This is a genomic window from Deltaproteobacteria bacterium, from assembly GCA_020848745.1.
In the GTDB taxonomy this organism is placed as follows: Bacteria; Desulfobacterota; Binatia; order UTPRO1; family UTPRO1; genus UTPRO1.
Map to the genome: position 1 here is coordinate 18,186 of JADLHM010000141.1, position 23,515 is coordinate 41,700.

Consider the following 23,515-nt stretch of genomic DNA (forward strand, 5'->3'; position numbering starts at 1 on the left):
GCGTCGCCATGGAGAAAGCCTTGCGGATCGCGACGATTTTTTTCTTGACAGGCTGTCCATTCCTTGTGTACTGACCCGCCTCGCTCTACAACATCTTGATGGTTCGCGGGTCGAAGCCAAGTCGTGTCACGGATCGCTCCGAGCAGCTCGGAGCGCCGCAAAACCAGCAAATCGAGGGTCGTGCCATGGAAAATGGGGTGGCGGTGGGCGGCATGGACGGGGCGGCGGAGGCGCAACGGATGGCGTTCGGAGAGGAGGCTCCGGCGGAGGGGCGATCGGGCCTCGCGATCAAGCGCTATTTCACGCAGGCCGGCCTGGATCCGTTCGCGAACGTGGAGTGGGAGCGACGGAGCGCGGTCATCTACGGAGAGAAGGGCGAGGTCGTCTTCGAGCAACACGAGGTCGAGATCCCGAAGGCCTGGACGCAGCTCGCGACCAACGTCGTGGTCTCGAAGTACTTCCGGGGTCCGCTCGGGACGCCGCAGCGCGAGACGAGCGTTCGTCAGCTGATCGGGCGCGTCGTCGGAACGATCCGCTCGTGGGGCACCGCGCAGGGCTACTTCGCGACGCCCGCCGACGCGGCGGTCTTCGCGGACGAGCTCACGCACCTCCTGCTCCACCAGAAGGCCTGCTTCAACAGCCCGGTCTGGTTCAACGTCGGCGTCGAGGCGAAGCCGCAATGCAGCGCCTGCTTCATCCTCTCCGTCGAGGACACCATGGACTCGATCCTCGACTGGTACCGCCGCGAGGGCGTCATCTTCAAAGGCGGCTCCGGCTCGGGGGTGAACCTCTCGAAGCTCCGTTCGTCGAAAGAGCGGCTGGTCGGCGGCGGAACGGCGTCGGGTCCGGTCTCCTTCATGAAGGCGGCCGACGCGTCGGCGGGCGTCATCAAGTCGGGCGGGAAGACGCGGCGGGCGGCCAAGATGGTCGTCCTGAACGTCGACCACCCCGACGTCATGGAGTTCATCGCCTGCAAGACCGAGGAGGAGCGTAAGGCGCGGGCCCTGATCGCGGCCGGCTACGACAGCTCGCTCGACGGCGCGGCGTATGGATCGGTCGCGTTCCAGAACGCCAACAACTCGGTGCGGGTGACGGACGCCTTCATGAGCGCCGTCATTTCCGACGGCGACTGGCAGACGAGGTTCGTGCGGACCGGCGAGGTGGCGGAGACGTTCCGCGCCCGCGACGTCATGCGCGCCATCTCCGAGAACGCGCACGCCTGCGGCGATCCGGGTCTCCAGTTCGACACGACCATCAACGACTGGCACACCTGCCCGGCGAGCGGCCGCATCAACGCGTCGAATCCGTGCAGCGAGTACATGCACCTCGACAACTCGGCCTGTAACCTCTCGTCGCTGAACCTCATGAAGTTCGTCGGCGCGACGGGCGATTTCGACGTCGACGCGGTCAAGCACGCCGTCGACGTGATGATCACCGCACAGGACATCCTCGTCGACAACTCGAGCTATCCGACGCCGGAGATCGAGAAGAACGCGCACGCGTTCCGCGAGCTCGGGCTCGGCTACGCCAATCTCGGCGCGCTCCTGATGTCGCTCGGTCTCCCGTACGACTCCGAGGCGGGTCGGCAGTACGCGGCGGCCGTGACGGCGCTCGTGTGCGGCGAGGCGTATCTCCAGTCGGCGCGCATCGCCGGCGGGATGGGACCGTTCGCGGGCTACGGACCGAATCGCGAGCCGATGCAGCGGGTGATCGGCAAGCACCGCGCGGCGGCGCACAAGATCGACCCGTCGCTCGTGCCGCTCGAGCTGTTGAGCGAGTCGCGGCGGGTGTGGGACGAGGCGTACGCGCTCGGCGAGAAACAGGGATTCCGGAACTCGCAGGCGACCGTGTTGGCGCCGACGGGAACCATCGCGTTCATGATGGACTGCGACACGACCGGAATCGAGCCCGACATCGCGCTCGTGAAGTACAAGAAGCTGGTCGGCGGCGGCATGCTGAAGATCGTCAACATGACGATCCGGCGCGCGCTCACCCGGCTCGGGTACGAGAGCCGCGAGATCCAGGACATCCTCGAGTACATCGAGGAGCAGGAGACGATCGAGGGGGCGCCGCACCTCGAGGACGAGCACCTCGCCGTCTTCGACTGCGCGTTCAAGCCACAGCGCGGGGCGCGCTCGATCCACTACCTTGGCCACATCCGCATGATGGGCGCGGCACAGCCCTTCATCTCGGGCGCCATCTCCAAGACCGTCAACATGCCCGCCGACGCCACGGTCGACGACGTGACCGAGGCGTATCTCGAGGCCTGGCGCGACGGCCTCAAGGCGATCGCGATCTACCGCGACGGTTGCAAGCAGACGCAGCCGCTCAACACGGGCAAGACCGTCGAGGTGGCGAAAGTCGAGGCGCGGCCGACGCGGCGTCGGCTACAGAACGACTGCAAGTCCGAGCGCCACAAGTTCGAGATCGCCGGGCACGAGGGGTATATCCACGTCGGGTTCTACGAGGACGGCACCCCGGGCGAGATCTTCATCAAGATGGCGAAGGAAGGCAGCACCATCTCCGGCTTGATGGATACGATCGCGACGCTCACGTCCATGGCGCTCCAGTACGGCGTGCCGCTCGAGGTCCTCGTCAACAAGTTCGCGCACGTCCGCTTCGAGCCCTCCGGGTTCACCAAGAATCCGGAGATCCCGATGGCGAAGTCGCTGACCGACTATATCTTCCGCTTCCTCGGCTCGCGCCACTTGTCGGCCGAGCAGCGGCGGGAAGTCGGGCTCGCCGAGGTCGTCACGGCCGAGATCGAGGGCGGTGCGCGATCGAGTGTCGTGAGCTTCAGTCCGCAGGCCGACGCGCCGAGTTGCTCCGATTGCGGCGCGATCATGGTGCGCAACGGCAGTTGCTACAAATGTCTCAACTGCGGCTCCACGAGCGGTTGCTCGTGAGTCTCGAAGCAGGGTCCGCCGTCGCGATGGCTCCGGAGCGTCGCGACGTGGAGGGGGAACGGGAATCGGTGGGGAACTGAGGCGGTGGTCGAGTTCCCGGAGCCTCGTTGTGGTCGTGGTGGCCGGGGGAAAACGAGAGCCGGTACGTGACCGACACGTACCGGCTCTCGTCGTTGTGGCTGGCCGCGTACGGCGCGGGCGACTGCTCCCTTGACAGCGAAAAGCGGCACCCTATAAGGGCCGCATGATCACGAGGGGCTGCGCATGGCCGATACGTTGAAGTTCACGAACGATCATCTCTGGCTACGCATTGACGGATCGCGTGCGCACGTCGGCATCTCGGAGCATGCTCAGGGAGAGCTCGGTGAGATCATCGCCATCGAGCTTCCGGACGTGGGAGACGAGGTGGAGAAGGGGGAGTCCTTTGGTGAGCTCGAGTCCGTCAAGACGGTGAACGAACTCATCGCTCCCGTTTCCGGTCAGGTGGTCGCTATCAACACCGAGCTCGACGATCATCCGACCATCGTCAACGAGGATCCGTATCACGAAGGGTGGCTGATCGAGGTCGAGATCAACGACAGCTCCGAGCTCGAATCCCTTCTGGACGCCGACGAGTACGACGAGCTGGTTTCGGGCGAGGAAGAGGCGTGATCCTCGGGCTTCGGCCCGCGCTCCTCACGCTCGCGCTCTCGCTTGCTTCGTTCGTCGCTCCGCTCGGATCGTCGCGCGCGGCCGACGGCAGCGCGCTCGATGCGCGGCTTTCGGCGCGCGGCATACGCGACGCCCGTGTGCTCGAAGCGTTTGCGCGCGTTCCCCGCGACGCCTTCGTTCCGGAGGATGCGCTCGAACGGCGCTTCGACGACAAGCCGCTGCCCCCGACCTTCACGCAGGTCATCTCGCAACCCTATCTGCTGGCGCGGATGATCGAGCTGGTGCAGCCGAAGGCGGACACGCGCGTGCTCGAGGTCGGCACCGGCACGGGGTACGCCGCCGCACTCCTCGCCGAGCTCGCCGCCGAGGTCTTCTCGGTTGGCGTCATTCCCGAATCCGCGGCGACCGCGCGCCTGCGGTTGGCGCGCGAGGGATACCAGAACGTGCACGTGAAGGTCGGCGACGGCTCGCTCGGCTGGCGTGAGTACGGTCCGTACGACGCGGTCATCGTCACGTCGATCGGTCCCCGCGTGCCGCCCGCGCTCATCGAGCAATTGGTCGAGGGTGGGGTGCTGGTGATGCCGGTCGGCCCGCCGCGCGGGAGGCAGGTGTTGCTGCGGGGCGTGAAGAAGGGGTTCAAGCTGCGCGCCAAGGAAGTGGCGGAGCTTCAACCCGGAGGCGGTTCGGCCGCTCCTCGGCCGCCTGCGCGTGGCCCGGGACGAGGTCAGGGAGCGACGTCCGGCGCAGAGCCCGAACGAGCTCCGAAACGATAGATGACCTCGCCCGGTCGCGTGAATCCCAGTTGCTCGCGCGCCAGACGCTCGAGCGTGCGGTCGTCGGCGCGCAGGCGATGAATCCGGTTTCGGAGCTGAGCGTTCTCGTGCAACAGGACCGCGATGCGACGATCGAGCTCGTCCTGCTCCGCCGTCAGCGTCCGGAGATGAAGCACGCCACGGCTGCCGAAGATCACGACACCGACGAGCACCGTCGTCGCCGCGACCGCCGCCATTACCACCGCGCGTTGGCGAGATGTGCTCGCCGCACCCCTCCACCACATGCGGCGCGATCGTATACGAGCGATCCGCCGGGCCACAAGCCGAACCACCGAAGGAGAGCACGATGAAGATCGCCAAGGTGCATGCGCGTGAGATCCTCGACTCGCGAGGGAATCCCACGGTCGAAGTCGACGTAACCCTGAACGACGGGACGCTCGGACGCGCCGCGGTTCCGTCCGGAGCATCGACCGGGGAGTACGAAGCGGTCGAGCTGCGCGACGGGCGGGACGAGCGCTACTCCGGCAAGGGCGTCAGGCGCGCCGTCGACAACGTGAACAAGGCGCTCGCGCGCAAGCTCGTCGGGTGCGATCCGCGGCGTCAGGCCGAGATCGATCGGCTGATGATCGAGCTCGACGGGACGCCGAACAAGAAGCGTTTCGGCGCGAACGCGATCCTCGGAGTGTCGCTCGCCGTCGCCCGGGCGGCTGCCGCGCGCTCCGGCAAGGCGCTCTACGCCTACCTCGGCGGCGCGCGCGCGCGCGTGCTTCCCGTTCCGATGTTCAACATCCTGAACGGCGGCGCGCATGCCGACAACACGGTCGATCTCCAGGAGTTCATGGTGATGCCGGTCGGCGCCCGATCCTTCGCGGACGCGCTGCGGGTGGGCGCCGAGATCTTCCACGCCTTGCGGGCGGTGTTGCGAGGCCGGAGGCTGTCGACCGGGGTCGGCGACGAGGGTGGCTTCGCGCCGAACCTCGCGTCCGACGAGGAGGCGCTGGCGGCCATCATGGAAGCGATCGGGGCCGCCGGCTATCGTGCCGGGACGCAGGTGAAGATCGCCATCGACGCGGCGGCAAGCGAGCTCTGGAAGGACGGCCGCTACGTGTTCAAGAAATCGGGCGCCGCCGATCGCACACAGGCCGACATGGTCGACCTGTATGCCGACTGGGTCGACCGGTACCCCATCGTCTCGATCGAGGACGGCATGGCCGAGAACGATTGGGACGGGTGGGCGCTCCTCACGAAACGCTTGGGGCGCAAGATCCAGCTCGTCGGCGACGACCTGTTCGTCACCAATCCGAGCCGGCTCCGCCAGGGTATCGAGGCGGGTGCCGCCAACTCCATCCTGGTCAAGGTGAATCAGATCGGGACGCTCACGGAGACCCTCGAGGCGATCACCGTCGCGCGCGAGGCCGGCTACACGACCGTCATTTCGCACCGCTCCGGCGAGACCGAGGACTCCACGATCGCCGACCTCGCGGTCGCCGTGAACGCGGGCCAGATCAAGACCGGCAGTCCGTGTCGGGGCGAGCGCACGGCGAAATACAATCAGTTGCTGCGCATCGAAGAAGCCCTCGGCCGACGGGCGACGTACCCGGGCGCGAAAGCCTTCATGTTCCGGACCCCGCGTCGCGCGGCGCGGCGGCGCTAGGAGTCTCCGCACGGACCGGCCTTCCAGCTCGGATCCGATCCGTGCGGAGCTTCCCTCGGAATTCGCCCGCGTCCGGTCCATGTTTCTGAGCTGGTTTAAAACGCTCTGTTACTCTTTCCCCCAGGGAGGGGTGAACGCGATTTTAAGCTCGCGAGTGTCTCCCGACATGACTCTGATTCTCCATCGGAATTCAGTTCCAAAATGCAATTTTTCTCTTGACATGCGCTACAGCACTTTCCTATGATGCCATCCGGTTGAGTGGTGGGGTGGCTGTGGATCGGGGGAGCGCTCGCCTGAGCGAACCTAGGGTCAAACGCAGCTAACGTTTTTGAGGAGGTGCCTATGGCAGCCAAGAAGAAAGCGTCCAAGGCCAAGAAGAAAGCGCCGGCCAAGAAGGGCGCTGCCAAGAAGAAGAAGTAGCTTCTTCTCTTCAGTTCTGTTCGCAGCGAGAAGTTCTCGTAGCGTGTAGTTTCCGTCTGGACTCAGGCGAGGTGTAGAGCCCCCTGGGCTCTATGGAAAAAGGCCCTTCGGCTTCCCGTCGAAGGGCTTTTTTCATGTTCCGATGCCGACCGATCTCTCCGGAATCACCGTCGACGTCGCGCGCGCCGAGGCATCCCGCTTCCGGCACCCGCTGTTGCTGCTGCACGGGTTGTGGACCGGAGGATGGATCTGGCGCGATTTCTCCGCGTACCTCGCGCATCGCGGATGGGACGCATGGGTTCCGTCCTTCCTTTCCGGACGCGAGGCGCCCGGCGTGGAGAGCCGCCGGCGCGCGCTCCTCGATGTCTGTCGTGATCTTCCCGCTCCGCCGGTCGTCGTGGCGCACGACGCCGGCTTGGTGTTCGCCGATCTCATCGCCCGTGATCTCCCCCTGCCGGCAATCGTCGCGATCGCACCGCTCGCGCTCCGTCGCCCGGCCGTCTGGAATCGGCCGCGCTGGTGGAGCGCCGCGCTCGGAGGAGACCGGGTCGCACCGCCGGAAGGTGCGGCGGATCCGTTCGCGAGCGGGATTTCCGAAGCGGACGTCCGCCGTCTGCGAACCGATTCGGGAGAGCTCTTTCGGCGCGTGGGCTTACGGGAGCGCGAGCCGGGACGGCTCGTGCTCCCCGGGCTCGTGGTGGCCGCGGAGGCGGATCCCGCGGCGCGGCTCGCGGACTGTCGAGGTCTCGCCGCGCAACGATCCTGGGACTTGAGGATCCAGGCGGTCTCCAGTCATTTCCCGATGCTCGGCCGTTCGGCGACCCGTCTCGCGGACAGCGTCCATCGCTGGATCGTGCGGACGCTCGGCGCCGACCTCCTCGCCTGGGTCGAGGACGATGAGCCCGACGAGTGAACCGCTCGACCCCACTTTACTCTATGAAACAGATTAGATATCAGCCTCCCGTTCAACCACTCCACTCTCAGCAGTGTAAGGAGGCTTTCGATGCCACGACCATTTACCAACACGAAGGACGTGATGGCGGACATGCCGAACGTGTTCAACGCCGGCGCCGCGAAGGGTTTGAAGGCCGTCTACCAGTTCGATCTGACTGGGGACAACGGCGGCAAGTACAACCTCGCCATCGATGACGGCAAGCTGACGACCGGCGAAGGCTCGCATGCGTCGCCGAACATCACGATCACCATGGCGGCGAGCGACTACCTCGACATGGTGAACGGAAAGCTGAACCCGCAGATGGCGTTCATGAGCGGCAAGCTCAAGATCGCGGGCGACATGGGCCTCGCGATGAAGATGCAGCAGCTCTTCCCGATGAGCTGAGCGCTCGCGACGAGCCTTGCGTTACCCGAGGGGGGCCCGACCGCGATGGACGGGCTCCCCTCGGTCGTTTCAGGGGCGTCCGGCGCGGCGCGGCCGCGAAATCAGATGTCGCGGCCGCGATCGTTGAAGGCGCTGTGGATGCCGCACTCGATCTTGTCCCGGCCGGCCCACCGTCCGGCGCGCTCGTCCTCCCCCGCGAGCACGGGTCGCGTACAGGGGGCACAGCCGATGCTGGCGTAGCCGCGTTCGAAGAGCGGATGCAGCGGCAGGTCGTGGCGCTGCATGTACTCGTAGGTGTCACGGGCGCGCCATCGGACCAGCGGGTTCACCTTCATGATCCCGTTCTTCAGCTCCTCGATCACGGGCAAGGCATTGCGGGTGGCGGCCTGGTCGCGGCGCCGACCGTTCATCCAGGCGCGCACGTTTCTGAGGGCCCGCCGCAGCGGCTCGACCTTGTTGATCTCGCAGCAGCGATCGGGGTCGTGGCGAAAGAGGTCGGGCCCGTGCGCGCGCTCGACGTCTTCCTTGCCGACGGCCGGCGCGACCTCCACGAGATTGAATCCGAGGCGTTCGACGAGAAGGTCGCGATACGCCAGGGTCTCGGGGAAGTGGTAGCCCGTGTTGATGAAGACGACCGGGGTCGCCGGCGCGATCGACTGCAGCATGTGGGTGAGCACGACGCCTTCGTGCTGGAAGGAGCAGGTGAGAACGGCGTCGGGGGCGTATCGGTCGACCGTCCACTGGAGGATCTCGGCGGGCTCGGCTTCCTCGAAACGGAGGGCCAGGGCCGCGACGTCCTCTTCATGGGGGGCGACTTTCAACATCGCCGGCCTGTATATCCGCGCCCCCTACCCGGAGCAACGTAGAACGCCATACGAATCACGGGCTTGATGTCCGGAGCCCGCGTGGGACGAGCCGCGCGCGAGCGCCGTGACGCGACCGGGACCCCGTGCGCACCTCGAAGCATTCCGCTACGTTGCGCATCATCGAGGTGCTGTGTCGGCGCCTCCTCGCGGCGACCGACCCGCGGATTCCGGCGCTTCCGGGAGCCGCCCTACGGCTACGCTTTCGCGACCGAGATGGCGCGCGAGGGCACCTCGCGCGTCAGGAAGTCCGTCGCTTCCTCGGGGGTCTCGCCCGTCCGCATCCGCTGCATGCCCTCGCTGACGGTCTTCCGGGTCATGAGGATGCCGTAGCTCTCCATGATCCGGCGGATCATGTCGTAGTGGATCTCGATCGACTGCGTCACCGACTCGTATCCGTGCTGCGCCGCCCGGCGGCGCTCCCAGAACGCGATCGGCGTCATCTGGAAGAAATCGAGGTCCTTCTCGGTCGGCTCGATCAGGATGATGTCGCCCTTGAAGTTGGGATCGTCCTGGTACTGACGGAGCCCGAGCTGGAGCCGCGAGTGCAGGAGGGTGCGGAGCACCTGGTTCAGGATGGTGAGCATCCCGCGATCGGCGAGCTGCACGCCCTCGGCGACGTAGTCGTCCTTCTGCGGATCGTACTTGCGCACCACGCGGTTCGAGAAGGGGCGGAACGGGTTGTAGCAGATGACGAGGTCGGCGCCGTGGTCGATCGCGACGTCGATGTTGGCCGTGCGGCGCACGCCGCCGTCGACGTAGTCGATGCCGCGGATGCGCGCGGGGCGGTAGAAGCCGGGGAGAGCGGTCGAGGCCTGCACTGCCTCGGAAATGGAGAGCGAGCTGTCCTCGTCGTGGCCGAATACGACGCGTTCGGCGGAGTCGAGGTTCATCGCCGAGATGTAGAGCTCCCGCTTGCGTGCCTGGAAGAGCGCCTTGAAACCGTTCGGCATGCGTCGCCGTTCCAGGTTGTCGCGCAGGTAGCGCTCGATGGTCACGTTGTCGAAGAGGCCCGACGGCAGGTAGTCGAGCGGGAACGGAAAAGGGCGGCCGGCGAGCAGTGCCTGCCCGAGCGGTCGCAGCACGTCGGCCGCGTGGGAGATCGACGGAGCCCGTACGAAATCGCGCACCGGGTCCGCGATGGTTTCGGCGAGGGCGGGGCTCTTGGCGACGAGATCGAGGATGGAGCCCGGGATGAAGGCGGCCAGGTCGAGCACGTAGCGGAGGGGGCGCTCGACGAACTCCGCGTAGTTCGGCTGGTAGAAGTCGAACGCCCGGAACTGCGTGAACTCCTCGGAGCTGCCCTCGAGGCTGCGCAGCATCTCGGGCGGCGTGACGCCGCTCGCGAGGGGCGCCGCGAGGAACGCGCCCGCGGAGAGGCCGACGTAGATGTCGAAGTCGGTCGTCTTGCGGTTGACCAGGAAGTCGTCGAATGCCTTCAAGCCGCCGAGCTTGAAGCCGCCGCCGCTGATCGCACCCCCGGCGAGCACGAGGGCGATCCGCGGGTTGCGTTTGCGGACGGTGAGGTCGCTCTTCTGGACGATCGTGATGCCCATGTCACCCTCTCCCCCGCGACACCTGACGGATCTGTAAAGCAGATGGCGAAACCGCGTCAAGCGCGACCCTCCCGCCGCGAGCGAGGTCGGCGGCGTAGGGGTACTCGCGCCGGCGGTTCGTGGTGGATGGCTCGCGCGTCATCAGGTGGCCGCGGGCGTCCCGAGATGCGCGAGCCGGATCCCCGTCAGATCCCGAGCGGCGCGCTCCCGGTCGGCTGGCGTGTCGATCACGCGCCAGAAGCCGTCGAACGGGAAGCCCTGCAACGCGGCGTCGGCGGCGAGCATGGCCGGGTAGGTCTGGCGGGTGATGCTGAAGACGCCGTCCGCCGGCATGAAATCGAAGACGCGGCGGGAGAGGACGTGGACGCCCGCGAACATGTACGGCGTGAGCGGAGACGGGGCGTGCTCCGGCCGACCGAGGAAGCGCCGCACGCGCCCGCCGGCGTCGATCTCGATCTCGCCGTAGCGCGCTTGCGCGGGATCACGCCGGAGCACGAGCGTGGCATCGGCGCCCCCGGCGCGATGGCGGGCGATCACGCGATCGAGCGGCAGGTCGAGGATCGTGTCGCTGTTCACGACGACGAAGTCGCCGTCGCCGAGCAGCGGCTGCGCGCGCTTGATGCCGCCGCCGGTGTCGAGCAGCGGCTGCTCCTCGGAGTACGCGATCGAGAGCCCGAGGCGACTGCCGTCTCCGAGCGCGTTCCGGAGGGCTTGACCGTGCCAATGGAGGTTCACGACCACGTCGGTGATGCCGTAGTGGCGCAACAGCGCGAGGTTGTAGGTGATGAGCGGCCGCCCCGCGACCTCGACGAGCGCCTTCGGTCGGTCGTTCGTGAGCGGCCGAAGGCGCGTGCCGAGCCCGGCCGCCAGCACCATCGCCTTCATGGGGCGCCTTCCTGCCATTGCGCCGCGAACTCGTCCGCCAGCGCCCCGGGCAACGGCACCTCGGCGAGCAAGCGGCGGCAGGTCGCGACCACGTCGGGAAGGAAGGCGAGGGGCCCGGACTTCCCTTTCGCGAGCGCTATGTAATGGAGGCGGCCGACGACCTTGAGGGCGCGATGCAGCGCGACCAGCGCGTAGCGGTGTCGATCGAGGTCGCCGCCCCGGCCGCGCGCGTTCCAGTAGTAGGCGAGAAGCCGACGCTCCATGCCCGCGTCGACGAGGCGGGGGGTGATGCGGTCCGTGAGCAGGGACGCGAGGTCGTACTCGGCGGGCGCCATGAAGGCGTCCTGGAAGTCGATGATGATCGGCCGGTCGTCTCGCCAGAGGAGGTTCCAGCCGTGGTAGTCGCGGTGGCTCAAGACCCGCGGCGCGGCGGCGAGCTCCCGCGTGACCGCGTCGAAGCTCTCCTGGTAGCCGTGGCGGGTGGCGGCGGAGAGCGTCGCTCCGAGCCGGCGCTCTACGCCCCACTCGAGAAAATGCTCCAGCTCCCACTGGAGGAGCCGATCGTCGAGCCCTTGCTTGAAGGCGATGCTGGTCGCGGGACGATGGGTGGTGCCGCGCTCGTGGAGAATGAGGAGCGCGTCGATGGCGCGGCGGTACACGCGCTCGGCGTCGTCACCGGCACGGACCGCGGCGTCCCACAGCACGACGTCGCCGGCGTCCTCGAGGAGCAGCATCCCGTCGTCCACGGCCGCCACGTAGATCTCCGGCACCGGCGCGCCGATCGCGACCAGCAACCGGTGGACGTCGAGGAACGGCAGCTCGACGAGCGGCTCGGGAAACACGCCGAGTTCTTCGGAGCTCAACGGCAGGCCGCTCCCGGCGAGCACCATCACGACGACGGTCGCGGGGGCGCCGCCGCCGGTGAGCGTCGCGCGGAAGTAGCGGCGTGCGGAAAAGTCGCCGGCGAGGTGCGCGACGTCCGCGAGCGCGGCGCCGGGCCACCGGTCCCCGACCAGGCGCGTGATCCGTGGCGCGACGTCGTCGTGCATGGCGTTGGCGTCGTGTAGCGCGCGCGCGTTCGGCGCACCAGCCGCTCGCCGAGTCGGGCACCCGCAACCTTGACATGCGAGAGACCATCGGCATAACGGGTGGCGCCGCGCGGACCTAGCTGCGCGGGGTCACGGGTTTCGCGGGGGCATTCGCAGTGCTGGACCAATACATCGGCGTCGTCATCACGTTCGCGCTCGGCGCCGTGATCGTCCTCGGGATGGTCTCCGGCAGCATGATCTTCGGCGTGCGGAGCAAGTCGCGTCGGGCCGTGAAGGACGAGGTCTTCGAGTGCGGCAACCCTTCGTCGGGTCCCGCCCGCGGCCGCTTCTCGGTGCACTTCTACCTCGTGGCGATCCTCTTCATCGTCTTCGACGTCGAGGTCGTGTTCATGTACCCGTGGGCGATCGTATTCCGGCAGCTCGGCGTCCCGGGGCTCATCGAGATGCTCACGTTCGTTGCCGTCCTGGGGTTCGGTCTCGCCTACGTCTGGCGGCGCGGGGCGCTCGCGTGGGATTGATCGAGGTCGGCATCGCGGCGGCGAAGGCGTTCGCCGTGTTGATGCTCGTCCTCCACATGAGCGCCGTCCTGCTCTGGGTCGAGCGCAAGGGCAGCGCGCTCATTCAGGACCGCATCGGCGCCAATCGGGCCAACATTTTCGGCGTGATGCCGGTCAATTTCGGCCTCATCAACACGCTCATCGCCGACCCGATCAAGCTGCTCACCAAGGAGGACATGGTGCCGGCGGGGGCCGACAAGCTCCTGCACTTCCTGGCGCCGTTCCTGGCGGTCTTCCCCGTCATGGTCACGTTCGCGGCGATCCCGTTCGGCGACCGGCTCGTGATCGGCGACCACAGCATCAACCTCCAGGTCGCCGAGCTCGACATCGGCATCCTCTACGTCCTCGCGATGTCCTCGCTCGCGGTCTACGGCGTGGTGCTCGGAGGCTGGGCGTCGAACAGCCGGTGGGCGCTCCTCGGGGGCATCCGGGGCTCGGCCCAGATGATCTCGTACGAGATCGCGCTGGGGCTCGCCCTCATCGGCGCGGTGATGACGTTCGGTACGCTCGACATGCAGGCGATCGCCCGCGCTCAGGGGCATCACTTCTTCGGCGTGATCCCCGCGTGGGGCGTGCTCTATCAGCCGCTCGGGTTCCTGATCTTCCTGATCGCCGGCATCGCGGAGACGAAGCGCGTGCCCTTCGACCTCCCCGAGGGCGAGTCCGAGCTCATCAGCGGGTACTTCACCGAGTACTCGGGCATGAAACAGGCGGCCTTCATGTTGAGCGATTTCGCGGAGAGCGTCGTCGTCGCCGGGCTCGCGACCACGCTCTTCTTCGGCGCGTGGCAGGTGCCGTTCCTCTTCCGCGACGGCTTCCATCTGCCGGGCGGGGCGATCGTCGCCCTGCCGCACCTCGCGGTCGTCGGCCTCCAGGTCGCGAGCTTCACGGTCAAAGTCTTCGCGCTCTGCGTGTTCCAGATCCTCGTACGCTGGACGCTCCCGCGCTACCGCTACGATCAGGTGATGGACCTCGGGTGGAAGTACCTGCTGCCCCTGGCGCTCGCCAACATGCTGGTGACGGGCATCGTCATCGTGCTGCTCGGGTGATCGCGATGGGCGCCGCGCTCTTCCTTCTCGTCGCCGTCCTGACCGTCGCCGCGGCCCTCGGGGTGGTCCTGCACCCGAATCCGGTCAAGTGCGCGCTCTTTCTCGTGGTGACCCTCTTCCTCCTCGCGGTCGTCTTCGTGTTGCTCGAGGCCCACATGATCGCGGCGCTCCAGATCATCGTCTACGCCGGCGCGATCATGGTGCTCTTCTTGTTCGTCATCATGCTCCTGAATCTCCGGAGCGACGACCCCGAGCGCGGCCGGCGACGCTACGCCCTGCGCGGCCTCGCCTGGATGGGTGGCGTGGTCTTCGCGATCGAGCTCGCCTTGCTGGTGCGCGGCGCGACGGTAGGCTCCGCGGGAGCCGCGCCCGAGGGCTACGGCGGCGCGGCCGCCGTGGCGCGGAGTCTCTACACGGATTTTCTCCTCCCGTTCGAGCTGACGTCGATCCTGCTGCTGGTGGCGGTGGTGGGGGCGGTCGTGCTCGCGCAGAAGCAAAGGCGACCGACGCTCTCATGATCATCCAGACCGAATGGGTCCTGATGCTATCGGCCGTGCTCTTCGCCATCGGTGTCGTCGGGGTGCTCGTGCGCCGCAACGTCATCGTCATCTTCATGGCGATCGAGCTCATGCTGAACGCCGTGAACCTGAGCTTCATCGCGCTCGCGCGGGCGCGGGGCGCGGTGGACGGGCAGGTGGTCGTCTTCTTCGTGATGACGGTCGCCGCCGCGGAGGCCGCCGTCGGGCTCGCGATCATCATCGCGTCCTTCCGCAACCGGACCACCGTCAACGCCGACGAGCTGGCGTTGCTGCGCGGGTGACCCGATGCACGAGACCCACGCCGCCGCCGAAGCCGTGATCCTGCACTCGCAGATGCTCTGGTTGATTCCGTTCTTCCCGCTCGCCGGATTTCTGATCGCCGTGTGCGCCGAGCGCTTGTCCGGGCTCGTGAAGATCACGTCGCCGCTCGCGGTGCTGGCCGCGCTCGCGGTCGCGGTCTCCTCCGTGGCGACGCTCTTCGGCGCTCCCGAGGGGGCGCGCCTCTCCCAGACCGTCTACACGTGGATGGCTGCCGGGTCGTTTCATGCCGACATCGCGTTCCGTATGGACGCGCTCTCGGCGGTCATGGCGCTGGTCGTGACCGCGGTCGGCTTCCTGATCCACGTCTACTCCGTCGGCTACATGGGCCACGACGAGAGCTGCCCGCGTTTCTTCGCGTACCTGAACCTCTTCATGTTCGCGATGTTGCTGCTCGTGCTCGGCGACAACCTCCTCGTGTTGTTCGTCGGGTGGGAGGGCGTCGGGCTGTGCTCCTATCTATTGATCGGCTTCTGGTACGAGAGCGACGACAACGCGGCCGCGGGCAAGAAGGCGTTCATCGTGAACCGCATCGGCGACATGGGCTTCGTGCTCGGCCTCTTGCTCCTCGCCTGGAGCCTGGCTCCGGCGGCGGGGGGCGCGCTCAGCCTCGACTTCGCTCACATCCAGGCGCATGCGGCGAGCCTCGATTCCGGCACCGCGACGGTCATCGCGCTCCTCTTGCTCATCGGCGCGACCGGCAAGTCGGCGCAGATCCCGCTCTACACCTGGTTGCCGGACGCGATGGCGGGTCCGACGCCCGTCTCGGCGCTGATCCACGCCGCGACGATGGTGACCGCCGGCATCTACATGATCGCCCGGCTGAACGTCGTGTTCGCGCTCAGCCCCGCCGCCATGCAGGTGGTCGCCGTGCTCGGCGCCATGACCGCGCTCTTCGCCGCCACGATCGCGCTCGTGCAGACCGACATCAAGAAGGTGCTCGCCTACTCGACGGTGAGCCAGCTCGGCTTCATGGTGCTGGCGCTCGGCGTCGGCGCCTTCGCGACGGCGGTCTTCCATGTGATGACCCACGCCTTCTTCAAGGCGCTCCTCTTCCTCGCCGCCGGGAGCGTGATCCACGGCATGAGCGGCGAGCAGGACGTCCAGAAGATGGGCGGGCTCCGCACCAAGATGCCGGTCACCTTCTGGACCTTCTTGATCGGCACGCTGGCGATCGCGGGCGCCCCCGGCTTCGCCGGCTTCTTCAGCAAGGACGAGATCCTCTACCACGCGTGGGCGGGCGGCCATCCGTGGCTCTGGCTCACCGCCACGATCACCGCGACGCTCACGGCCTTCTACATGTTCCGCCTGCTCTTCCTGACCTTCTTCGGGGAGCTGCGCGCCGACCACGACGTCGCGCATCACGTCCACGAGTCGCCGCCGGTCATGACGATCCCGCTCGTCATCCTCGCCCTGCTGTCGATCGTCGGCGGCTGGGTCGGACTGCCCGAGCACTGGCTCTGGGGGAACCGCTTCGGCCACCTCCTCGCGCCGGTGACGGGGTACCCGCACCTCGCGGAGGGCGGCATGCTGGGCGAGGGCGCGCTCATGCTGATCGCGACGACGCTCGCGATCGCGGGCGCGCTGCTCGCCTATGTCTTCTACCTCCGGCTCCCGGGTCTCCCCATGGTGCTGAGCTGGCGGCTGAAGGGCGCCTACGAGCTGCTGCTCAACAAGTACTGGATCGACGAGCTCTACGATGCGGTGATCGTCGCTCCCTACGTGCGGCTCTCGACGTTCCTCTGGAAAGTCGCCGACCAGGAGCTCATCGACGGGTTCGTGAACGGCCTCGCCGGCGCGGTCGGCGCGAACGGCAACCTCTGGCGTCACGCCCAGACCGGCAACGTCCAGCACTACGCACTCGCGTTCCTCGGCGGCGTCGTCGCGGTGCTCGCCTACTACGTGATGCGATGAACGGCTTCGAACCAGCCGGCGGAACCGGCAACGTGCTCCTGAGCCTCGTCGTCTGGACGCCCATGATCGGCGCGTTCCTCGTGCTGCTGCTGCCGCGCGAGCAGGTGGACGGCGCCAAGCGCGCGGCCTTCGTGTTCTCGTCGATCACGTTCCTGTTGTCGCTCGGCCTGTGGGCCGGGCTCCGCCCCGACACGGCGGAGTTCCAGTTCCTCGAACAGCACCCGTGGATCCCGGACTGGGGCATTCAGTACCTGCTCGGCGTCGATGGGGTGAGCCTCTTCCTCGTGCTGCTCACCACGTTCCTCACGCCGCTCGTGATTCTCTTCTCGTTCGGCGACGTGCAGAAGCGCGTGAAGGAGTACTTCTTCTTCATGCTGATGCTCGAGACGGGGATGATCGGCGCCTTCGTCGCGCTCGACCTCTTCCTCTTCTACGTCTTCTGGGAGCTGATGCTCGTGCCGATGTACTTCATCATCGGCATCTGGGGTGGCCAGCGCCGGGTGTACGCCTCGATCAAGTTCCTCCTCTACACCCTGACCGCGAGCCTCCTGATGCTGCTCGCGATCCTCTACCTCGTCGGCGCCCACGTTCGCGCCGGCGCGCCGACGACCTTCGACGTCCGGCTCCTCTACGACGTGGCGCTGAGTCCGCGGGAGCAGGGGTGGCTCTTCGCCGCTTTCGCGCTCGCGTTCGCGGTGAAGGTGCCGATGTTCCCGCTCCACACCTGGCTCCCCGACGCGCACGTCGAGGCGCCGACGGGCGGCTCGGTCATCCTCGCCGCCATCATGCTGAAACTCGGCACCTACGGCTTCCTGCGTTTCGCGATGCCGCTCTTTCCGGCGGCGACGGTGGCGGCGACGCCCTTCGTCGTGGCGCTCGCGGTGATCGGCATCGTGTACGGGGCGATGGTCGCCATGGTGCAGCCCGACTTGAAGAAGCTCGTCGCGTACTCCTCGGTGTCGCATCTCGGCTTCGTGATGCTCGGCCTCTTCGCCGTGAACCCGATGGGCATCCAGGGCGCCATCTATCAGATGTTGAACCACGGGCTCTCGACGGGCGCGCTCTTCCTCCTGGTCGGCATGATCTACGAGCGCCGCCACACGCGCCTGATCGCGGACTTCGGCGGCCTCTGGAAGCCGATCCCGCGCTACGCGGCCGTGTTCTTGCTGGTCACCTTGTCGTCGATCGGATTGCCGGGCCTGAACGGCTTCGTCGGCGAGTTCCTGATCCTGCTCGGCGCCTTCGGCGAGAGCCGTCTCGCGACGGTCGTCGCGTCGAGCGGCCTCGTGCTCGGCGCGGTCTACATGCTGTGGATGTTCCAGCGGCTCGCCTTCGGCCCGCTCCGCCACGAGGAGAACGCGACGCTCGAGGACCTCCGGCCGCGCGAGATCGCGGTGCTGGTGCCGGTCGTCGCCATGATCGTCGTGATGGGCGTCTACCCGAAACCGTTCCTCGAGGTGATGGAGCCGTCGGTGAAGGGGATCATCGCCCGCATGGAGAAGCACCAGGCGCGCGCCGTCGCCGTCGAGGCGGACCACGCGCCGGCGAAGCACGCGGGGGGCGTCTGATGGAGCAGCTGCTGCTGCCGGCGATCGACTGGCTCGCGATCCTCCCGGTCGGCCTGACGTCGATCCTCGGCCTCGTTCTCCTGGCCCTCGGGCTCTTCGTCGACGACGACGAGACGCTCGGTTGGATCACGCTGATAGGCCTGGCCGTGACCGCAGTCGCGACCGCGTGCCTCGCCGGTCAGAAGTCGATCACCTTCAACGGGACGTTCGCGCTCGACGGCTACGCGCTCTTCTTCGATCTCCTGTTCCTGGTGACCGGCATCGTCGTCGTCCTGATGTCGATGACCTACCTCGAAGGCACGGGCATCCCCTCGGGCGACTATTATGGCCTCGTCGTCTTCGCGATCGCGGGCATGATCGTGATGGCGTCCGCGACCGACCTCATCGTCGTGTTCCTCGGCCTCGAGATCATGTCGATCAGCGTCTACGTCCTAGCCGGCGCGTGGCGGACGCAGCTCCGGTCGAACGAGGCCGCGATGAAATACTTCCTGCTCGGCGCGTTCGCGACGGGCTTCCTGCTGTACGGCATCGCGCTCGTCTACGGGGCGACCGGCGCCTTCCGGCTCGACCAGATCGCGGCGGCGGTCGGCGGCACGCCGAATCGCTCCATGCTGATCGCCGGCGTCGCGATGCTGATCGTCGCGTTCGGGTTCAAGGTGGCCGCGGCGCCGTTCCACATGTGGACCCCCGACGTCTACGAAGGGGCGCCGACCACCGTCACCGCGCTGATGGCGGTCGCGGTGAAGGCCGCGGGCTTCGCGGCCTTCGTGCGGGTCTTCCTCCACGGCTTCGGCGGGCTGCACGCCGACTGGTCGATGCTGCTCTGGGTGATCGCCGCGCTCACCATGACGGTCGGCAACGTGCTCGCCCTCGCGCAGCGGAGCGTGAAGCGCATGCTCGCGTACTCGAGCGTCGCGCACGCCGGATACATCCTCGTGGCGCTCGTCGCTGCGGGCTCCGCCGGCGGCACCGCGGCGCTCTTCTATCTGCTGGTCTACTCCTTCATGACGCTCGGTGCGTTCGGCGTCGTGGCCGCGCTCGGCTCGGTCGGTGAGCCGAACGAGACACTCGACGACTACGCGGGTCTCGGGTTCCGCCGCCCGCTCCTCGGTGTCACCATGACGATTTTCATGCTGTCGCTGACGGGGATTCCGCCGCTCGCGGGATTCGCCGGCAAGCTCTACGTCTTCACGGCCGCGATCCGCGAAGGCTACTACGTGCTCGCCGTGATCGGCGTCCTCAACAGCGCGATCTCGGCCGCCTACTACGTCCGGGTGCTGATCGCGATGTACCTGACGCCCGCCGCCGAGGAGCACGGCCGCGTGCCGCGGCAGCCCTATCTGTTGACGTCGATCGTGCTGTCGGCGGTCATGACGGTCGTGGTCGGCGTCTTTCCCGCGATCTGGATGCAGCTCGCGCGCTTCGGGTTCCTGTCGCTCTGAGCGCGCACGCTGCCGGCGGCAGTCGCTGCGCGATGAGCACCTGAACCCGAGGCGCTCGTACATCCTCAGAAGGGAGGGAGGTTTCCGTGGCTGACCTGCTCTACGAGAAGGCCGAGTACGTCGCGACGCTGACGCTGAACCCCCCGAGCGGTTGAACGCGATCAGCGTCGAGATGCTGGAGCTGCTCACGCGGAAGCTCTTGGAGGCCGAGGCCGACCCCGACGTGCGGGTGATCGTGCTGACGGGGGCCGGGCGCGGTTTCTGCAGCGGGCTCGATTTGAAGGACGCGGCGGCGGGGAAAGGCATCGGCGGCGCCGGGGTGTTGTCGCCCGGAGGCGGAGCGGCTCACTTCGGGACCCGCGATCTGCCGACGACGGTGCTGCACGAGCTCGATACGCCGATCATCTGCGCGCTCAACGGACCGGCGGCCTGGGCCGCGAAGATGGCGGCCAACGCCCCGCTCGCGCTCCGGGCGATGAAGCGCCTCTACCGCCACGGTCTCGGCGAGGACTTCGAATCGCACTCCCACCACGTGCTCATGCAGCTCATGCTGCTGTTCCGTTCGCGCGACTTCCAGGAGGGGATCCACGCCTTCATGGAGAAGCGCGCGCCGCGGTTCAGCGGCACGTAGGCCGCGTTCCCGGTACGGCTACGACCGCGCGATCGTCCAGATCCCGATCGCGATGAACCCCGCGCCGGCGAGCCACGAGAGCGTGCGTGGGCTCACGTACTGGGAGATCAGGCCGCCCATGGCGACGCCGATCGCCGACGTCACGATCAGCGCCGATGCGGCGCCGGCGAAGACGGCGAGCTTCGAGTGCCGGCCGTCGGCGGCGTAGAGGAACGTCGCGAGCTGCGTCTTGTCGCCGAGCTCGGCGAGAAAGACCGTCGTGAAGACGGTCAAGAAGAAACGGATGTCCATCGTGAGAGCCTACCTTTCGGAGGGATGCGTTCGCGCGGGATCGAGCGCGGCGAGCAGTCCGTAGAGGACCCGGTTCACGGGCGTCGCCACGCCGACGGCTTCGCCGAAGCGCAGGACGGCGCCGTTGATGGCGTCGTACTCGAGGCGCCGCCCGCGCTCCAGGTCCTGGAGCATCGAGGTGCGGAGCGTGTCGAGATGGTCGCGCGAGAAGGCGATGGTGGTCTCGACGCGCGCCGGGTCGAGCTGGATGCCTTGCGCGCGCGCGACCGCGACGACCTCGTGCATGGCGGCGCGCAGCACGTCGGCGGTCGCCGGGATCCGGGCGGCGGTTCCGGCCGTCGTGTGCGTGAGGGCGGTCACCGCGTTGTGCGCCGCGTTCCACATGAGCTTGCCCCAGAGTCCGACCGCGATCTCGCGGGTGAGGCGGTGACGGATCCCGGCTTCGGTGAGCAGCGTCGCGAGAGTTCGGCCGCGCGGGCTCTCGTGGCCGGTGAGCTCGCCGAAGAAGATCGTGCCCTCGGCGACGTGGCGGACGACGCCCGGCGCCACCAGCTCGGCGCCGATCTCGGTCATGGCCCCCATGAGCGGCGGCAGGTCGAGCGCCGACGCGAGCAGCGTCTCGTTCTCGACCCCGTTCTGCAGGGACAAGACGACACTGTCCTCTCGCACCACGGGCGCGATCTGCCGGGCGACGGCCGCGGTGTCGTATGACTTCACAGTGAAGAACACGAGCGCGAAGGGCTCGAGCCCGCCGACGTCGTCGACGGCCGTGAGGCGCGAGACGTGGAAGTCGCCGTCGATGCTCTCGACGGTGAGGCCGGCCGCGCGAAGGGCCGCGAGATTCGCGCCGCGCGCCAGAAAGGTCACGTCGTGGCCGGCCCGGGCGAGCGAGGCTCCGAAGAAGCCGCCGACCGCGCCCGTGCCGGCGATCAGGATGCGCACGGCGTCAGAACTTCACTTGCGGCACCTGCTTCGCGCTCTCGGGAACCTCGAAGTACTTCTGCTCGCCGAAGCCGAACACTTTCGCCGTGAGCACCGTCGGGAAGGTCTTGGCGAGCGTGTTGTACTCCTGCACGACTTCGTTGTAGCGCCGCCGCTCCGTGGCGATGCGGTTCTCCGTGCCGGCGAGCTCGTCGGAGAGCCGTGCGAACTGCGTGTCGGCCTTCAGGTTCGGATAGCTCTCGGCGAGCGCGAGGAGCCGCGAGAGCGCCGACGAGAGCTCGCCGGACGCCGCGATCTCCGCGTCGCGCGAGCCGCCCGCCGCCAGCATGCGGGCGCGCGCGTTCGCGACCGCTTCGAAGATCCCCTTCTCGTGGGCCGCGTAGCCTTTGGTCACCTCGATGAGGTTCGGGATCAGGTCGTTGCGCCGCTGCAGCTGGTTCTCGACCTGTGCCCAGGCGCCGTCGATCGCTTCGCGCAGGCCGACGAGCCGGTTGTAGCCGCAACCCGAGAGCGTCGAGGCGATCAGCAGCAGCGCCACCGTCGCGAGCATCGTTCGTGAACGCGTCATGTCGTCTCCTCCATGCAGTGAGATCACCATTTTCCACCGGCGCCGCCGCCGCCGAAGCTGCCGCCGCCGAACCCGCCGAAGCCTCCGCCACCGCTACCCCCGAAGCCGCCCCCGCCGAACGTACCGCCCCACATCGGCGGACCGACGTCCCACGCGCGCCGTCGCCGCGGCGACCCCCGCGCGCCGGGAGGCCCGTTCCAGCCGAAGAGATACGGGCCGAAGATCACGAGCAGGATGATCACGAGGACGATGAGATCACCGCGGCTGAAGTGCGCCGTCGGCGGCGCCTCCGGCGACGGCGCGCCGGTCAGCTCGACGTGGTACTCGCGGGCGATGATCGCCGCCATGCGATCGACTCCGGCCTCGATGCCGCCCGCGAGATCGCCGCTGCGGAACTTCGGCACGATGGTGCGGTCGCGGATCTCGCCGACGAGACCGTCCGGCAGGGCGCCTTCGATGCCGTAGCCGGTCGCGATGAACATCTCGCGGTCCTCGACGGCGACGAGGAAGAGCACCCCGTTGTCCTTGTCGCGGCCGCCCGGCTTCCATGCTTCGGCGAGGCGGACGGCGCGCTCCGGCACCGGGTCGGGTCGGGTCGTGGCCAGTGTGACGACGGCGATCTCGGAGCCCGTCTTCTCCTTGAGCTCTCCGATGCGCGCGGCGAGGCGCGCCTTGGTTGCACCGTCGATGACTCCCGCGAAATCGGAAACGAAGCCGAGCGGCGTCGGCAGGGGGGCCGGCGCCGCTTCGGCGCGCCACGCGGCGAACGCGAGTACGAACGCGAGCGCGAAGACCCGCCGGACGGCCGCGCCTCCCGGCGGTCGCGGATCCGTCATCGGGCCGCCGGCGTCATGCGTGCGGCGCGGCGTCGGCGAGCGCCGCGATCGTCTCGATCTCCGCCACGTACTCCCCGAATCGACTCTCGACGGCGCCGGGATCGCGCCCTCCGGCGAGGAGCTCGAGCACGGGGAGCGCGCACCCGAAGGCGCGGGTGAACGCCGCGACGGCGGCCGTCTCGCGCGTCTCCCACCCGAGCCCGCGGGCCCAGACCAGACCCCGCATCACGTGCAGGAACGTCTTCCGCGAGTCGATCATGAGCTCGCGGAGGTCGAGAATGGAGCCGGCGAGCTCGAGATAGAGGCCCCGCAGGCGCACCAGCTTTCCCTTGGCCTCGCGCTCGCACTCGAGACGGACCGCGTCCCTCGTGATCGGCAGGTCGCGGAAGAGCTCCTGACCGGCGAGTGTTCGATGGCGGGCCTGGATGTCGAGCATTTCGAGGGGAAACACGTCGAGGGAGCGCGTCAGGTCGCCCGGCGCCAGCAGGAGCGGGGCGGCGACTCGCTCGCCGCGCCAGCGCGCGTACCACTGGGCGACCCGTTGCAGATGCGCGAACGAGATCGGATCGGCGACGGCGGCCAGATTGACGTCCGAGCGCTCGGGGCGGAAGTCGGGATGCCCGGCGCTGCCGTAGAGGACGACGGTGCGGAGAGCCGATCCGACGGCCTCGGCCAGCTCGGCTCCGGCCTCGCTGGCGACGCGCTCGGGCGTGATCCGCCGCGGCATGCGCGCGGATGATAGGCACCGCGATCCGGAGGCGCAA

23 protein-coding genes and 1 pseudogene are annotated in these 23,515 nt (G+C 67.9%); 14 read left to right on the plus strand and 10 right to left on the minus strand.

Annotation, left to right across the window (positions count from 1 at the left end; genetic code table 11):
- The first annotated feature begins 212 nt into the window (after positions 1 to 212).
- The 3 genes from IT293_19930 to IT293_19940 all read left to right on the plus strand — a co-directional run bounded on the left by IT293_19930 (position 213) and on the right by IT293_19940 (position 4,330).
- Entirely contained in the window at positions 213 to 2,906 is a 2,694-nt protein-coding gene (locus tag IT293_19930; protein MCC6766933.1) for a vitamin B12-dependent ribonucleotide reductase, read from the plus strand.
- 258 nt (positions 2,907 to 3,164) lie between these two features.
- Entirely contained in the window at positions 3,165 to 3,557 is a 393-nt protein-coding gene (gene gcvH / locus IT293_19935) for a glycine cleavage system protein GcvH (protein MCC6766934.1), read from the plus strand.
- Complete coding sequence (locus IT293_19940; protein ID MCC6766935.1) at positions 3,557 to 4,330, plus strand: protein-L-isoaspartate(D-aspartate) O-methyltransferase; 774 nt, start codon at positions 3,557 to 3,559, stop codon at positions 4,328 to 4,330. Before gcvH ends, IT293_19940 begins: the two co-directional genes overlap by 1 nt.
- Here IT293_19940 and IT293_19945 read toward each other — a convergent pair.
- Positions 4,282 to 4,566, minus strand: a complete 285-nt coding sequence (locus IT293_19945) for a septum formation initiator family protein (GenBank protein MCC6766936.1) — start codon at positions 4,564 to 4,566, stop codon at positions 4,282 to 4,284. The two genes, IT293_19940 and IT293_19945, sit on opposite strands and share 49 nt — an antisense overlap.
- Before the next feature lie 110 nt (positions 4,567 to 4,676).
- Here IT293_19945 and eno point away from each other — a divergent pair, with 110 nt between their 5' ends.
- From eno to IT293_19960, 3 genes are all read left to right on the plus strand, one after another.
- A complete protein-coding gene (eno, locus tag IT293_19950; GenBank protein ID MCC6766937.1) occupies positions 4,677 to 5,984 on the plus strand; it encodes a phosphopyruvate hydratase in 1,308 nt (435 codons plus the stop codon).
- Between the two features lie 562 nt (positions 5,985 to 6,546).
- A complete protein-coding gene (locus IT293_19955; GenBank protein ID MCC6766938.1) occupies positions 6,547 to 7,317 on the plus strand; it encodes an alpha/beta hydrolase in 771 nt (256 codons plus the stop codon).
- A 90-nt stretch (positions 7,318 to 7,407) separates the two neighbouring features.
- Positions 7,408 to 7,743, plus strand: coding sequence for an SCP2 sterol-binding domain-containing protein (locus IT293_19960; GenBank protein MCC6766939.1), 336 nt, complete (start codon positions 7,408 to 7,410; stop codon positions 7,741 to 7,743).
- 101 nt (positions 7,744 to 7,844) lie between these two features.
- On the opposite strand, the gene IT293_19965 is transcribed toward IT293_19960, so the two are convergent.
- The 4 genes from IT293_19965 to IT293_19980 form a co-directional block, all read right to left on the minus strand.
- Entirely contained in the window at positions 7,845 to 8,567 is a 723-nt protein-coding gene (locus IT293_19965) for a phosphoadenylyl-sulfate reductase (protein MCC6766940.1), read from the minus strand.
- 236 nt (positions 8,568 to 8,803) lie between these two features.
- Complete coding sequence (locus IT293_19970) at positions 8,804 to 10,162, minus strand: patatin-like phospholipase family protein (GenBank protein ID MCC6766941.1); 1,359 nt, start codon at positions 10,160 to 10,162, stop codon at positions 8,804 to 8,806.
- A 141-nt stretch (positions 10,163 to 10,303) separates the two neighbouring features.
- A complete protein-coding gene (locus IT293_19975; GenBank protein ID MCC6766942.1) occupies positions 10,304 to 11,047 on the minus strand; it encodes an NDP-sugar synthase in 744 nt (247 codons plus the stop codon).
- A complete protein-coding gene (locus IT293_19980; protein MCC6766943.1) occupies positions 11,044 to 12,096 on the minus strand; it encodes a phosphotransferase in 1,053 nt (350 codons plus the stop codon). The genes IT293_19975 and IT293_19980 overlap by 4 nt, the downstream gene beginning before the upstream one ends.
- A 218-nt stretch (positions 12,097 to 12,314) precedes the next feature.
- On the opposite strand from IT293_19980, the gene IT293_19985 reads away from it, so the two are divergent.
- The 8 genes and pseudogenes from IT293_19985 (at position 12,315) to IT293_20020 (ending at position 20,114) form a co-directional block, all read left to right on the plus strand.
- Positions 12,315 to 12,614 carry an NADH-quinone oxidoreductase subunit A gene (locus tag IT293_19985; GenBank protein MCC6766944.1) on the plus strand — a complete coding sequence of 100 codons (300 nt, stop codon included), beginning with the start codon at positions 12,315 to 12,317 and terminating at the stop codon, positions 12,612 to 12,614.
- 41 nt (positions 12,615 to 12,655) lie between these two features.
- Entirely contained in the window at positions 12,656 to 13,702 is a 1,047-nt protein-coding gene (locus IT293_19990) for an NADH-quinone oxidoreductase subunit H (GenBank protein ID MCC6766945.1), read from the plus strand.
- Entirely contained in the window at positions 13,699 to 14,220 is a 522-nt protein-coding gene (locus IT293_19995) for an NADH-quinone oxidoreductase subunit J (protein ID MCC6766946.1), read from the plus strand. Before IT293_19990 ends, IT293_19995 begins: the two co-directional genes overlap by 4 nt.
- Positions 14,217 to 14,522 (plus strand): NADH-quinone oxidoreductase subunit NuoK, encoded by a 306-nt coding sequence (gene nuoK, locus IT293_20000; protein ID MCC6766947.1) that lies wholly within the window; start codon positions 14,217 to 14,219, stop codon positions 14,520 to 14,522. Before IT293_19995 ends, nuoK begins: the two co-directional genes overlap by 4 nt.
- A 4-nt stretch (positions 14,523 to 14,526) precedes the next feature.
- Positions 14,527 to 16,473, plus strand: coding sequence for an NADH-quinone oxidoreductase subunit L (gene nuoL / locus IT293_20005; protein MCC6766948.1), 1,947 nt, complete (start codon positions 14,527 to 14,529; stop codon positions 16,471 to 16,473).
- Positions 16,470 to 18,041, plus strand: coding sequence for an NADH-quinone oxidoreductase subunit M (locus IT293_20010; GenBank protein MCC6766949.1), 1,572 nt, complete (start codon positions 16,470 to 16,472; stop codon positions 18,039 to 18,041). The genes nuoL and IT293_20010 overlap by 4 nt, the downstream gene beginning before the upstream one ends.
- Complete coding sequence (locus IT293_20015) at positions 18,041 to 19,483, plus strand: NADH-quinone oxidoreductase subunit N (protein ID MCC6766950.1); 1,443 nt, start codon at positions 18,041 to 18,043, stop codon at positions 19,481 to 19,483. Before IT293_20010 ends, IT293_20015 begins: the two co-directional genes overlap by 1 nt.
- A 95-nt stretch (positions 19,484 to 19,578) precedes the next feature.
- Positions 19,579 to 20,114 (plus strand): annotated as a pseudogene (locus IT293_20020) (enoyl-CoA hydratase/isomerase family protein).
- Between the two features lie 18 nt (positions 20,115 to 20,132).
- Here IT293_20020 and IT293_20025 read toward each other — a convergent pair.
- From IT293_20025 to IT293_20045, 5 genes are read right to left on the minus strand one after another with little or no spacing between them, the layout of a single operon-like run.
- A complete protein-coding gene (locus IT293_20025) occupies positions 20,133 to 20,405 on the minus strand; it encodes a TMEM165/GDT1 family protein (protein MCC6766951.1) in 273 nt (90 codons plus the stop codon).
- A gap of 9 nt (positions 20,406 to 20,414) precedes the next feature.
- Entirely contained in the window at positions 20,415 to 21,347 is a 933-nt protein-coding gene (locus IT293_20030) for a ketopantoate reductase family protein (protein MCC6766952.1), read from the minus strand.
- 4 nt (positions 21,348 to 21,351) lie between these two features.
- Positions 21,352 to 21,915, minus strand: coding sequence for a LemA family protein (locus tag IT293_20035; protein MCC6766953.1), 564 nt, complete (start codon positions 21,913 to 21,915; stop codon positions 21,352 to 21,354).
- 23 nt (positions 21,916 to 21,938) lie between these two features.
- Positions 21,939 to 22,751: a TPM domain-containing protein gene (locus IT293_20040; protein ID MCC6766954.1), complete on the minus strand. Its 813-nt coding sequence runs from the start codon at positions 22,749 to 22,751 to the stop codon at positions 21,939 to 21,941.
- A 13-nt stretch (positions 22,752 to 22,764) separates the two neighbouring features.
- Complete coding sequence (locus IT293_20045) at positions 22,765 to 23,478, minus strand: hypothetical protein (protein ID MCC6766955.1); 714 nt, start codon at positions 23,476 to 23,478, stop codon at positions 22,765 to 22,767.
- Positions 23,479 to 23,515: the final 37 nt, after the last annotated feature.

Excerpts from the sequence above, each read along its gene's own strand:
- IT293_20015 (MCC6766950.1), top strand. The coding sequence starts at position 18,041 with ATGGAGCAGCTGCTGCTGCCGGCGATCGACTGGCTCGCGATCCTCCCG.
- IT293_19930 (MCC6766933.1), top strand. The coding sequence starts at position 213 with ATGGACGGGGCGGCGGAGGCGCAACGGATGGCGTTCGGAGAGGAGGCT.
- IT293_19960 (MCC6766939.1), top strand. The coding sequence starts at position 7,408 with ATGCCACGACCATTTACCAACACGAAGGACGTGATGGCGGACATGCCG.
- IT293_19980 (MCC6766943.1), bottom strand. The coding sequence starts at position 12,096 with ATGCACGACGACGTCGCGCCACGGATCACGCGCCTGGTCGGGGACCGG.
- IT293_20040 (MCC6766954.1), bottom strand. The coding sequence starts at position 22,751 with ATGACGGATCCGCGACCGCCGGGAGGCGCGGCCGTCCGGCGGGTCTTC.
- IT293_19955 (MCC6766938.1), top strand. The coding sequence starts at position 6,547 with ATGCCGACCGATCTCTCCGGAATCACCGTCGACGTCGCGCGCGCCGAG.
- IT293_19945 (MCC6766936.1), bottom strand. The coding sequence starts at position 4,566 with ATGGCGGCGGTCGCGGCGACGACGGTGCTCGTCGGTGTCGTGATCTTC.
- IT293_20045 (MCC6766955.1), bottom strand. The coding sequence starts at position 23,478 with ATGCCGCGGCGGATCACGCCCGAGCGCGTCGCCAGCGAGGCCGGAGCC.
- IT293_20035 (MCC6766953.1), bottom strand. The coding sequence starts at position 21,915 with ATGACGCGTTCACGAACGATGCTCGCGACGGTGGCGCTGCTGCTGATC.
- nuoL (MCC6766948.1), top strand. The coding sequence starts at position 14,527 with ATGCACGAGACCCACGCCGCCGCCGAAGCCGTGATCCTGCACTCGCAG.
- IT293_19970 (MCC6766941.1), bottom strand. The coding sequence starts at position 10,162 with ATGGGCATCACGATCGTCCAGAAGAGCGACCTCACCGTCCGCAAACGC.
- IT293_19965 (MCC6766940.1), bottom strand. The coding sequence starts at position 8,567 with ATGTTGAAAGTCGCCCCCCATGAAGAGGACGTCGCGGCCCTGGCCCTC.
- IT293_19990 (MCC6766945.1), top strand. The coding sequence starts at position 12,656 with ATGCTCGTCCTCCACATGAGCGCCGTCCTGCTCTGGGTCGAGCGCAAG.
- IT293_20010 (MCC6766949.1), top strand. The coding sequence starts at position 16,470 with ATGAACGGCTTCGAACCAGCCGGCGGAACCGGCAACGTGCTCCTGAGC.
- nuoK (MCC6766947.1), top strand. The coding sequence starts at position 14,217 with ATGATCATCCAGACCGAATGGGTCCTGATGCTATCGGCCGTGCTCTTC.
- eno (MCC6766937.1), top strand. The coding sequence starts at position 4,677 with ATGAAGATCGCCAAGGTGCATGCGCGTGAGATCCTCGACTCGCGAGGG.
- IT293_19975 (MCC6766942.1), bottom strand. The coding sequence starts at position 11,047 with ATGAAGGCGATGGTGCTGGCGGCCGGGCTCGGCACGCGCCTTCGGCCG.
- IT293_19985 (MCC6766944.1), top strand. The coding sequence starts at position 12,315 with ATGGTCTCCGGCAGCATGATCTTCGGCGTGCGGAGCAAGTCGCGTCGG.
- IT293_20025 (MCC6766951.1), bottom strand. The coding sequence starts at position 20,405 with ATGGACATCCGTTTCTTCTTGACCGTCTTCACGACGGTCTTTCTCGCC.